8 protein-coding genes are annotated in these 11,453 nt (G+C 68.0%); 1 reads left to right on the plus strand and 7 read right to left on the minus strand.

The window, feature by feature from the left end; genetic code table 11:
* Nucleotides 1-131: 131 nt before the first annotated feature.
* The 7 genes from KDK95_RS16795 to KDK95_RS16825 form a co-directional block, all read right to left on the minus strand.
* Complete coding sequence (locus KDK95_RS16795; protein ID WP_212519120.1) at nt 132-2,027, minus strand: ABC transporter substrate-binding protein; 1,896 nt, start codon at nt 2,025-2,027, stop codon at nt 132-134.
* Between the two features lie 547 nt (nt 2,028-2,574).
* Entirely contained in the window at nt 2,575-3,603 is a 1,029-nt protein-coding gene (locus tag KDK95_RS16800) for an ABC transporter ATP-binding protein (RefSeq protein ID WP_212519121.1), read from the minus strand.
* Nucleotides 3,600-4,748: an ABC transporter ATP-binding protein gene (locus KDK95_RS16805; RefSeq protein WP_212519122.1), complete on the minus strand. Its 1,149-nt coding sequence runs from the start codon at nt 4,746-4,748 to the stop codon at nt 3,600-3,602. The genes KDK95_RS16800 and KDK95_RS16805 overlap by 4 nt, the downstream gene beginning before the upstream one ends.
* Nucleotides 4,745-5,680, minus strand: a complete 936-nt coding sequence (locus KDK95_RS37000) for an ABC transporter permease (RefSeq protein ID WP_307844406.1) — start codon at nt 5,678-5,680, stop codon at nt 4,745-4,747. Before KDK95_RS37000 ends, KDK95_RS16805 begins: the two co-directional genes overlap by 4 nt.
* A gap of 4 nt (nt 5,681-5,684) precedes the next feature.
* The gene (locus KDK95_RS16815) at nt 5,685-6,668 is read right to left on the minus strand and encodes an ABC transporter permease (protein ID WP_212519123.1); all 984 of its coding nucleotides are present in this window, start codon (nt 6,666-6,668) and stop codon (nt 5,685-5,687) included.
* Nucleotides 6,669-6,777: 109 nt separating this feature from the next.
* Nucleotides 6,778-8,589 carry an ABC transporter family substrate-binding protein gene (locus KDK95_RS16820; RefSeq protein ID WP_212519124.1) on the minus strand — a complete coding sequence of 604 codons (1,812 nt, stop codon included), beginning with the start codon at nt 8,587-8,589 and terminating at the stop codon, nt 6,778-6,780.
* Nucleotides 8,590-8,959: 370 nt separating this feature from the next.
* A complete protein-coding gene (locus KDK95_RS16825) occupies nt 8,960-10,405 on the minus strand; it encodes an MFS transporter (protein WP_212519125.1) in 1,446 nt (481 codons plus the stop codon).
* A gap of 102 nt (nt 10,406-10,507) precedes the next feature.
* Here KDK95_RS16825 and KDK95_RS16830 point away from each other — a divergent pair, with 102 nt between their 5' ends.
* Nucleotides 10,508-11,437: a helix-turn-helix transcriptional regulator gene (locus KDK95_RS16830; RefSeq protein WP_212519126.1), complete on the plus strand. Its 930-nt coding sequence runs from the start codon at nt 10,508-10,510 to the stop codon at nt 11,435-11,437.
* The last annotated feature ends 16 nt before the right edge of the window (nt 11,438-11,453 follow it).

The following is an 11,453-nucleotide window of genomic DNA, read 5'->3' on the forward strand; positions in this document are numbered from 1 at the left end:
CTTAAGTTCGAGGCCCGACTGATCGAACGGGAGGCCGTGGCCCACAGGTCCTGTGGGCCACGGCCTCCCCCTTGTTCACGTTCTGTTCGTCCGGGTGCCCCGGGCGGCCGCGGCCGCCCGGGGGCTCGGAACTACTTGGTGTAGTACCAGTCCTGCATCAGGTTGCCGCCGAAGGCGTCGCCGGCGTCGATGTGGAAGCCGTTGGCCACCGCGAGCGGCTCGAAGGTGTTCTGGTAGTTCGGCAGCATGATCAGCGGGATGGCGTGGGTGACCGTGTAGTCCTCGTAGGCGTACATGGCCGAGGAGTCCTTGGCGACCGTCACGTTGTAGATCAGCTTGTCGAGCGTGGCGTCCGAGAAGCTCATGATGTTGTTGCCGGAGCCGGTGGCGAGGAAGGCCTCGCCGGAGGGGTACGGGCTGTAGATCCAGCTGCCGTACCAGTTGGCCTCCCACGCGGTGCCGCCGGAGGCGGCGGTGCTGGCGGTCATGTAGTTGTTCAGCGCGGAGTAGGCCATCGCGTCCGGGGTGATGGTGATGCCGGCCTGCGCGGCGTTCGAGACCATGTCGTTGACCTCGGTCACGGCGGACTGGACGCCCGAGCCGTAGTTGAAGCTGAACGCGGCCTTCTGGCCCTTGGCGATGCCCGCGCCGCACTGGCCGGAGCCGGTGCCCGGGTTCGCGCAGGTGGCCGGGGTGGTGCTGACGTCCCAGCCGTTGGCCTTGAGCAGCGCCTTCGCGGCGGACACGTCGAAGGTGGCCTTGGCGGCGGCGGCCGTCGGCGAGATCGGGTTGCCGGCGGGCAGGCTCGGGATCAGGTTGTAGGTCGGGTAGCCCCAGCCCTTGGCGATGCCGTTGATCTCACCCTGCTGGTCGATCGTGTCCTGCAGGGCCTTGATGAAGTACTCCTGCTTGAACAGCGCGCCGACCGTCGGGTTGCCGTCGTTCAGGTAGTAGAACGAGACGAGGTCGATGTTGATCGGGTTCGAGAAGTAGTACCCGTCCTTGGCCAGCGGGTTGCCCTGCTGCAGGTTGCCCGCGTCGTACTTCGGCATGTCCTCGGCCGGCACGTAGCCGACCTGCAGCGCGTCCTTGGACTTCGAGCCCGCCTTCAGCGAGGCGTACATCGCGGTGTCCGAGGTGAACGGCACGAAGTCGACCTCGTCGAGGTACGGCTTGTCGGTGCCGCTGTAGGACGAGTTCGGCACGAGCGAGAACGCACCCGAGGTCGCGTTGAAGCTCTTGAGCTTGAACGGGCCGTCGACAACCGACCACAGCGCGCTGGAGGACCAGTTCTTGTCGTCGGTGGACTCGGTCGAGAGGTACTTGTAGGTCGCGGCGCAGTCGGTCGCGGCGGCGCTGGAGCCGAAGGCGTCGGCGGAGCACTTGCCGGCGGCCGACGCGGAGGTCTTGTCCCAGGCCAGCGGGAACGGCGTGATCGCGGAGAGCCAGTTCTCCTGCATCCACGTCTGGTTGTAGGCCTTGTCGAAGCCGATGGTGACCGTCTGGCCGGAGGCCGTGGCCGAGGTGACGTTGTCCGGGAAGTAGTCGGCACCGAGCTTGGTGTTCGCCGGCGTGTACAGGGCCCAGCTCGTCTTGTTGGCCTTGAGCATGTTCAGGAAGAACAGCACGTCCTGGCCGTCGAGGCTCTCGCCGTTCGACCACTTCCAGCTCTTGACCGTGATGGTGACGGACTTGCCGTCGGCGCTCCAGGTCGTGTTCGAGGCGGCCGAGTCGGTCGCGTTCAGCGTGACGCTGTCGTTGGCGCCGTAGAAGTACAGCGGCGCGTACATCTCCCACTGGAACGCAGAGTTCTGTGAGAGGTTCTCGGTGGGGGTGAGAAGCGGGAAGATCGCAGTCGGCTGCGTGCCGCTGATCTGGTCCACCCGGGCGACGCCGCCCTGCTTGGGCGCCCCGTTCGATTGAGTGCTCGAGCCGCTCTTCGTCGCAGAGCAGCCCGCCAGCACGGCAACGCCCGCGGCGAGCGCCGCGACGCCCGCGACCGCCCGTGTCTTCCTCGACATTCTCATGGAATGCATTCCTATTCGCACATGCGTCAGACCCCGTGGGCGCCGGACGCGCAATCGAAACCGTCCACCGCGCCACGAACCTACGCAGCGCGGGTGTGCTGCCAACTCAGTCCCCCGGCAGACGCGTCATGGGTGGACGCGCGTCGCGGGTCGCCGGCCCCTGGGAAGGTCACCCGTGGGCCACCGCGGCGAAAGACTCTCATTTGTGCTTCCGCATTTGTACCCCACAAATCCGCGGAGCCGGGAGGCCGTAACCATCACGATCCGATCAAGAAACCGTCCGGATAGTGCAAGGTTTCCCTGATGTTTCTTCGCCGAGGCGGCGGAAACCCGCCATGATTCGCTGCGGGCGGTGGCAGCAACGCGCCAGTGGCGCGGACAAGAGCGCAGGTCACCGTGCTTCGCTGCCCCCACATGGAGGCGCGCACACCGAACGGCGCGCCTCATCACTCTCCGCGGCGACGGCGTCTTTTTTAGTGTTGAGAGAATTGCGACCCCGCCCGGGATTTGCCCGGACGGGGTCGTCTCAGTTTCAACGAGTTTAGAGTTACGCTTCGACGAAGTGGCACGCCGTCAGATGGCCGGCGCCGAGGCCGCGATCGCGCAACTCGGGCTCCTCGGCGGAGCAGCGGGCGGCGTCGGTCTCGGAGAGGGTCATCCGCAGCGGGCAGCGGGTGCGGAAGCGGCAGCCGGAGGGCGGGTCGGCCGGGGACGGCACGTCGCCCTGCACGATGATCCGCTCCCGCTCGCGCTCCCGGCGCGGGTCCGGGATCGGGATCGCCGAGATGAGCGCCTGCGTGTACGGGTGCTGGCTGCGCTCGAACAGCGAGTTGCCGTCCGCGATCTCGACGATCTTGCCGAGGTACATGACCGCGACCCGGTCGGCGATGTGCCGGACGACGGACAGGTCGTGCGCCACGAACAGGTAGGCGAGGCCCAGCTCGTCCTGCAGGTCCTCCAGCAGGTTGATGACGCCGGCCTGGATGGAGACGTCGAGCGCCGAGACCGGCTCGTCGAGCACCAGCACCTTCGGCTTGAGCGCGAGCGCGCGGGCGATGCCGATGCGCTGGCGCTGGCCGCCGGAGAACTCGTGCGGGAAGCGGTTGCCGTGCTCGGGATTGAGCCCGACCAGCCGCATCAGCTCGGCGACCTGCCCGGGCCCGTCGTTGCCGTACAGCCCGTGGATGCGCAGCGGCTCGGCGATGATCTCGCTGACCGTGATGCGCGGGTTCAGGCTCGCGTACGGGTCCTGGAAGACGATCTGCATGTCCCGGCGCATCCGGCGCAGCTCGCCCTTCGACATCTTCGTCACGTCGCGGCCCTGGAAGAGCACCTCGCCGCTGGTGGCCGGCTGCAGGTGCAGGATCGCGCGGCTGGTGGTGGTCTTGCCGCAGCCGGACTCGCCGACCAGGCCGAGGGTCTGGCCCGGCTGGATGTCGAAGGAGACCCCGGAGACGGCGTGCACCGCGCCGATCGTGCGCCGCACCACGCTGGCCGACTTGATCGGGAACTCCTTGACCAGGTTGCGCACCGAGAGGATCGGCTCGGCCCCGGCCGTGGTGTCGGTCGTGGTCATGAGACGCCCTTCGTGTTCGGCTTCGGCACTTCCACGGCGGCCGCGGAGACCTCGCCGGTCACCCCGGCGATCTCGGCGCCGTAGGACTCGGGCATCGCCGCGTCCTCGGCCGTGTGCGAGAACACCTCGTCCGCCTGCTTGCCGGCGAGCAGCGCGCTGTAGTGACAGGCCGCCGAGTGGTCGGTCGTGTCCGTCACGAGCAGTTCGGGCTCCTCCTCCGCGCAGCGGTCCTTCGCCAGCGGGCAGCGCGGCATGAAGGGGCAGCCCGGCGGCAGCGAGAGCAGCGAGGGCGGGGTGCCCTGGATCGGGGTGAGCCGTTCGGCGCGGTCCGCGTCGAGCCGCGGCAGCGAGCCGAGCAGGCCGAGCGTGTAGGGCATCCGCGGGTTGTAGTAGATGTCGTCCACGGTGCCGATCTCGACCGGCTTGCCGGCGTACATCACCAGCACCCGGTCCGCCTGCCCCGCGACGACGCCGAGGTCGTGCGTGATCAGCACCATGGCGGCGCCGGTCTCCTGCTGGGCCGTGCGCAGCGATTCGAGCACCTGCGCCTGCACGGTCACGTCCAGGGCGGTGGTCGGCTCGTCCGCGATGATCACGTCCGGGTTGTTGGCCATCGCGATCGCGATCACCACACGCTGGCGCATGCCGCCGGAGAACTCGTGCGGGAACTGGTCGATCCGCTTGGCCGGGAAGGGGATCCCGACGATCTCGAGCAGCTCGACCGCGCGCTTGCGGGCCTGCTCCTTCGGGATGTCGTTGTGCGCGAGGATGGCCTCCTCGAGCTGGAATCCGACCTTGTAGACGGGGTTGAGCGAGGTCATCGGGTCCTGGAAGATCATCGCGATCTTCTTGCCGCGCACGCTCATCAGCTTGCGCTCCGAGAGCCCGAGCAGCTCCTCGCCCTGGAAGGTGATCGAGCCCTGGATCCGCGCCGACTTCGGCAGCAGGCCCATCACGGCCAGCGAGGAGACCGACTTGCCCGAGCCGGATTCGCCGACGATGCCGAGCACCTCGCCGCGGCGCAGCACGTAGTCGACGCCGCGCACGGCCTGCACGTCGCCGTCGGCGGTCGGGAAGGTGACGGTGAGGTCCCGGACGGCGAGCAGTTCCTCGCCCGAGTCGAACCTGGGATTCCGGTCGGTCACGCGCGTACCCTTGTCTGCTGCGGATCGAAGGCGTCGCGCAGGCCGTCTCCGATGAAGTTGATGGTCAGCGCGATCAGGATGATGAAGATGCCGGGGATGTAGAACAGCCACGGGTGGCCGCCCTCGATCGCGGTCTGGTTGTTGGTCACCAGCAGGCCGAGCGAGGTGTTCGGGAACTGCACGCCGAAGCCGAGGAAGGACAGCGCGGTCTCGGTCAGGATGGTGCCGGCCACGGTCAGCGTGCTGATGACGATGATCGAGCCGAGCGTGTTCGGCAGCAGGTGCCGGAAGATGATCCGGCGGTCCCGGGCGCCGAGGGCGCGCGCGGCCTCGACGAACTCCTTCTCCTTGAGCGAGAGCACCTGCGCGCGGATGACGCGCCCCGCGCTCGGCCAGAACAGCGCGGTGAGCACGAATATCAGCAGCCAGAGCGAGCTGGCCTCGGCCTGGAAGCGGTTGTCCAGCATGATCGCGATGGCGATGATCGGGAAGGTGAGGAACAGGTCCGCGATCCGCATCATGATCGTGTCGGTCCAGCCGCCGTAGAAGCCGGAGACCGCGCCGTAGATCGCGCCGAACGCGGTGGAGACCACCGAGACGACGACGGCGATGATCAGCGAGGACTGGGTGCCCTTCATCACCGCGGACAGCAGGTCGATGCCGTTGCTGTCGGTGCCGAAGGGGTGCGAGGCGTCCGGAGCGGTGAAGATGTCGTTGCTCATGAACGACGCGCTGGTCGACCACAGCAGCGGGCCGACGAACGCGAACAGCACCACGAGCGCGAACACGACGAGCGAGGCCATCGCGGCCTTGTGCTGGCGGAAGCGGCGGAAGACGATCTGCCGCTGGCTGCGCGCGCGGACGGTGAATTCGGCGGCCTTCGCCCCCGGGGCGGCGGTCGTGCCGAGCGTGTCCCCGGCGGAGGTGTTCACGCGGCTAGGCAAGACGGATCCTCGGGTCCAGGACCGCGTAGAGCAGGTCGGCGATGAGGTTCATGACGATGACGAAGACGGCGGTCACCAGCAGCCAGGCCATCACCGAGTTCGGGTCGGCCATCTGGATCGAGCTGATGAAGAACAGGCCCATGCCGCGCCACGAGTAGATGGTCTCGGTGATCACCGCGCCGCTCAGCAGCGCCGCGGTGTCCAGGGCCACCTGCGTGGTCAGCGGGATCAGGGCGTTGCGCAGGCCGTGCCGGAACATCACCCGGAACGGGCTCAGGCCCTTCGCGCGGGCCAGGCGCATGTAGTCGCTGCCGAGGACCTCGAGCATGGACGCGCGCTGGAACCGGGACCACGCCGCGTAGGACAGCAGCGCGAGCGTGACCACCGGGAGGATCATGTGCTGGGCCGCGTCGCCGAGCTGCGGCAGGAAGCCGGCCGGCGGATTGGGGCTCGACTCCCACAGCGTGTCGAACAGGTGGGTGCCGGTGGCCTCGTTGAACTGGATCGCCCATTCCTTGAGCAGCACCGCGAACCAGAAGGTCGGCAGCGACAGGAACAGGAAGCCGATCGTGGTCGTGGCGTAGTCCAGCTTGCTGTACTGGCGCACCGCGGTGACCACGCCGACGATGACCGCGAGGATCAACGCGATCAGGATGGTGCCGACCACCAGCCGCAGCGTCACCTCCATCGCGTAGCCGAGCTGCTGGCCGATGTGGTAGTTCGTCTGGGTGCTCGAGCCGAATGTGCCGTGCAGCACGAGGCCGGTCAGCCAGTCCCAGTACCGCTGGAGGAGGGGCTTCGTGAGCCCGAACTTCACCCTCAGCGAATCGAGCTGAGCGGCGGACAGCGGCGGTTTCTTCGTGAGATAGGGCGTCATCGGGTCGACCGAGGAGGCGACCATCAGGAAGATGACGAAGGTCGAGGCGACCAGGATCGGTATCGACTGGATCAGCCGTCGGACGCTGTAGACAAGCATCGAAGACCTCGAATATCAGTGCTGGAGCGGGGACGGCCGCCCGCCGGACGCCGGATTGCGGCGTCCGACGGGCGGACCGGTCGCGACCTGTCAGGCCGCGGGGGTCGGGTCAGGAGCTCGGCGAGGCCGAGCCCGAGACGTATCCCCATTCCTGCACGTTGTAGGTGAACTCCTGGGCGGTCGAGTTGATCCGCACGTTGCCGAGGGTGGAGTCGTAGGCCACCATCTGGTCCTTCTGGTACAGCGGCAGCGTGATCGCGTCCTGCGACAGGATGTTGTCGATCTTGTTCAGGTCGCTGTTCACGGTCGCGGTGTCGAAGCTCGACGAGGCCGTCTTGTACAGGGCGTCGACCTGGGCGCTGGTGTAGCCGCCGTAGTTCTGGCCCTGGCCGGTGACGTAGAGCGAGTAGTTGCCGGAGTTCGGGAACGGGGTGTCCACCCAGGCGAAGACGATGACGTCGTAGTCGTAGCCGGCCGCGTGCGTCAGGGACTTGCCGAGGCTGGAGGTCGTCTCCACGTTCACCGTGATGCCGAGCGCCTTCATCTCGGAGGCGAACAGGTTGCACTCGGTCTGCCGGATGGAGTTACCCGAGGTGTAGCGCATCGTCAGCGCCGGGACGGCGGTGCCGTCCGGGTACTTCAGCGCGGTGCCGATGCCGGTGAACCCGGCCTTCTTCAGGATCGACTCGGCCGAGCTGGAGGAGCCGGAGCCCAGGCCGTACTTCGAGATGTTGTCCGTGTAGCCCGCCTGCTGCGGGATGAACAGACGGCTGTTGAGCGGCTTGGAGGCCGGGTCGAACAGGCCGACGGTACGGGCGATGATCGCCTTGCGGTCGACGGCCGTCAGCATCGCGGTGCGCAGCGCCACCTTGTCAGCGGCCTCCTGCGCGGACTCGGTCTTGCCGCCGAGCGCCGTGCTGTTGAGGTTGAAGTCGAAGTGCTCCCACTCGTAGCCCGCGGCGATCTGGTACTTGACCGACGAGCCCATGCCCTTGACCTGGGTGACCAGGTCGGTCTCCGGCTGCGGGTACATCACGTTGATCTCGCCGTTCTGCAGGGCCGTCGGCTCCTGCGAGGCGTCCGCGATGTACTTGAACACCATCGTGGCCAGGTGCCCGCCGTCGCCGTACCACTTCGGGTTCTTCGTCTCGGTCACGCTCGAGCCGTCGGAGGGCGCGTTGGTGACCTCGTACGGTCCGCTCGAGACCGGCGGGGCGGTGTTGCTGAAGTAGTTGAACGAGTTCTCCAGCTGCAGCACCGCGCCGGTCGAGGTGGTCGCGCCGTTCTCCGCCTTGACGTCGGCGGTCAGCTGGGCGAGCGTCATCGACTCGTCGTAGCCGTGCTTGGCGGCGATGTGCGCCGGCAGCAGCGGGCCGAACAGCGACTTCCAGTCCGGGAACGCGGTCGAGAAGGTCACGGTGACCGTCTTGCCGCCGTCCGAGCCGACCACCGACGAGATGTCGTTGTAGCCGGTGGAGCTGGCGTTCAGCATGTTCGGGTCCGTGCCGCTGTTGACCAGCCAGTCGTAGACGAAGTCGGACGCGTCGATCGGCGTGCCGTCGCTCCAGACCGCTCCCGGCTTGATCTTGTAGACCACGGTCTCCGGCGACGTGCTGGAGAGCGTGGCGCTGGCCATGGTGTTCGTGTTGAGCACCACGCTGCCGTCCGGGTCGGAGATGAAGGCGCCGGCGTAGTACACCCCGTCCAGCGCGTAGACCTGGTCGGCCGAGATCGAGGAGTCCAGCGGGTTCCAGTCACCGAGCTGCTTCTCGATGCCCACGGTCACCGTGCCGCCGTCCTTCACGGACGCGGTGTTGATCGTGTTCCACGTGTTCTCGTTGGCCGACGTCTGCGTCGTCGAGGCCTTCGACGAGGAGCACGCGGCGGTAAACGCCAGAGCGAGGGCGCCGATCGCCGCCATTCCCACCGTTAGGCGACCGCGGCCCCGATTCCGATCTTTTGCCATAGCGAACATCCATCCCATTACGCACAGCCGCGCGCAGCACCGGACGGGGTCACCGATTCCGGCGCGCGCGGTCTCTCGGCCGCGCGACGCGAGGTCGCCGCGCGGGACATGCCATCCTGCTGATTTCTTGTGGCGTTGCGTGTGCTGGGGGAATTTGTAGCGCAGAAAGGACTGCCTGGGACAGGATCTCGCGTCACGATCGGATCAAGAAGTCATGAAGATCCGCGCCTTACCATGATCATCAGGCCTTTTAGCCCTTACCGAAACATGGCCGCAATATTGATCTTGTGCGAAAGGCGAAACCTTTTGATCATCAAGGGAATCGCTACCGCAGACGTGGAATACGCGACGCAGCGAGCGCCCCGAGCAACGCCAGCCCCGCGGACACCGCGCACACCACCGCCACCGCGTGCGCCGAGGAACCCCGTGCGCCGGTGTCCAGGTTCAGGAACAGCGTGCCGACCGTGGCCACTCCGGTCACCTGGCCGATCTGGGTGAGCGTCGCGATCACGCCGCTCGCGTCGGCGGCGTCGCGCAGCGGCACCCGGGAGAGCATCAGGCCCATCAGCGGGCTGAAGGCGAAGCCGAGCCCGAACCCGAGTGTGGTCATCAGGATCCAGCGCGCACCCCCGCCGGTCCCGCCGTGCCGCAGCACCAGCGCCATGCCCGCCACCGAGGCGGACGTCAGCAGGAAGCCGAACACGACCTCGTGCACGAACCAGCGCTGCGGAAGCCTCCGCCAGTTCATCGCGACCAGGAAGACGGCGACCGCCTGCGGGGCGAACGCGAGGCCCGAGTCGAGCGCGGAGAAGCCGAGCGCGCCCTGCAGGTGCAGCGTGATCGCGAACATCAGGCCCATCATCAGAACCAGCGACAGGAACAGCGTGCCGACGCTGACGGCGAAGCCCTCGAGCCGCAGCACGCGTCCGGGGATGATCGGCGTACCGCCGCGTCGGCCGATCCGGCTCTCGACGACCGCGAACAGCGCGAGGCCCAGTGCGCTGGCGCCGAGCAGCAGCCAGCCCCACAGCGGCCAGTGCTCGTCGTGCCCCATCACCAGCGGGACGACGAAGGCGAGCACGGTCGGGGTGAGGATCGCGACGCCCACCGGGTCCAGGCCGCGGCCCGGCTCCCCCTTGTCCTTCGGCAGCACCCTGATGCTGGCGAGCAGCACGACGATCCCGACCGGCACGTTCACCAGGAAGCACGGCCGCCACGTGGAGTGCAGGATGTCCGCCGAGATCAGCACGCCGCCGAGCACCTGGCCGGCGACCGCGCCGCCGGAGATGACGGCCGTGTACAGGCTCATCGCCTTCAGCCGCGCCCGGCCCTCGAACGTGCGCTGGATGAGCGAGAGCACCTGCGGCATCATCGCCGCCGCCCCCGCGCCCTGCACCAGCCGGAAGGCGACCAGCGCGCCGGTGCTCGGCGCGAGCCCGCAGGCGAGCGAGGCGAGCGTGAACAGGACGAGCCCGCCGCGGAACAGCCGCGCGTGCCCCCACAGGTCGCCGAGCCGCGCCCCGGTGACGATGAGCACCGCGTAGGAGATGGTGTATCCGGACACCGACAGCTGAAGCCCGGCGCCGGAGGAATGAAGGGTGCTGCGAATAGTCGGGAGCGCGACGTTCACGATCGCGACGTCGAGGATCGCCATGAAGTAGCCGAGCAGCACGACCGCGAGCACGGCCCCAGGCCGGCTCTTCCTCGCAGAACCCTGCTTGTTGCCCTCGTTTTCGTAGACTGATTCGGTGGAGCCGAGAGTCGTCGTCATGGCTCCATCGTGGGCGCCCGGCGATCCTGTTACCTAGAGCCTCGTTATCCTATTACCGCTGGTACCTGGTACCGGGAGCGACGAGGGGCGAGACTGGGACTTGTGACGGACCTGGCTGCGACGAAGAACGCCGCGCGACGCACCGAACTGGCCGACTTCCTGCGCTCGCGCCGGGAGCGCATCTCCCCCGAGCAGGCCGGCCTGCCCCCCGTCCCGCCCCGCCGCCGCACCCCCGGCCTGCGCCGCGAGGAGGTGGCGCAGCTCGCCGGCGTGGGCGTGACCTGGTACACCTGGCTCGAGCAGGGCCGCCAGATCAACGCCAGCACCCAGGTCCTCGACGCCATCGCCCGCACCCTGCAGCTGGACGCCGCCGAACACCGCCACCTCTACACCCTGGCGAAGGTCCCCGAGCTGCGGGCGCCCGAGGCCGAGGACTGCTGCCTGCCCGCCGAGATCCGCCCGATCCTCGACGGCATGGGCCACATCGCGACGGTGGTGAACGAGCGCTTCGACATGGTCGCCACCAACCGCCGGTTCGACGTGCTCTTCCCCAGCGTGCTCGCGCAGGCGAAGCAGAACCACAACGTCTTCTGGTGCATGTTCAACCTGCCCGAGTGCTGCCACCCCTTCGTCAACCGCCACGAGACCATCCCCCAGATGGTCGCCCTGCTCCGCGCCGCGTACGCCCGCCACGTCGGCGAGCCGAGCTGGGAGAAGCTCATCAGGGACCTGATCGCCTACAGCGAGGTCTTCGCCGAGTGCTGGTCCCGCAACGAGGTGGCCGCCTTCGGCCGCCAGCTGCGCGTCTACTACCAGCCCGCCGTCGGCCTGCTCAGGTTCGTCTCCACCAGCTTCGGCATCCACGGCACCAACGGCCTGCGCATGCAGGTCATGACCCCCGCCGACGAGTCCACCGCCCTGGCCCACGCCCGCCTGATGGCCGGCGATGTCGAAGAGCCCGCAGTCCTCCCCTGCGGCCACACCTGGCGCGACTGGGTCAGCATGCGGGAGGAGAAGGCACCGCTGGGGTGAGGGGCGGGGGGTCGGG

Source organism: Actinospica acidithermotolerans (assembly GCF_018139625.1).
GTDB classification, from domain to species: domain Bacteria; phylum Actinomycetota; class Actinomycetes; order Streptomycetales; family Catenulisporaceae; genus Actinospica; species Actinospica acidithermotolerans.

Coding starts and splice junctions, on each gene's coding strand:
- KDK95_RS16795 (WP_212519120.1), bottom strand. CDS start 2,027: ATGAGAATGTCGAGGAAGACACGGGCGGTCGCGGGCGTCGCGGCGCTC.
- KDK95_RS16800 (WP_212519121.1), bottom strand. CDS start 3,603: ATGACCACGACCGACACCACGGCCGGGGCCGAGCCGATCCTCTCGGTG.
- KDK95_RS16815 (WP_212519123.1), bottom strand. CDS start 6,668: ATGCTTGTCTACAGCGTCCGACGGCTGATCCAGTCGATACCGATCCTG.
- KDK95_RS16820 (WP_212519124.1), bottom strand. CDS start 8,589: ATGGCGGCGATCGGCGCCCTCGCTCTGGCGTTTACCGCCGCGTGCTCC.
- KDK95_RS16825 (WP_212519125.1), bottom strand. CDS start 10,405: ATGACGACGACTCTCGGCTCCACCGAATCAGTCTACGAAAACGAGGGC.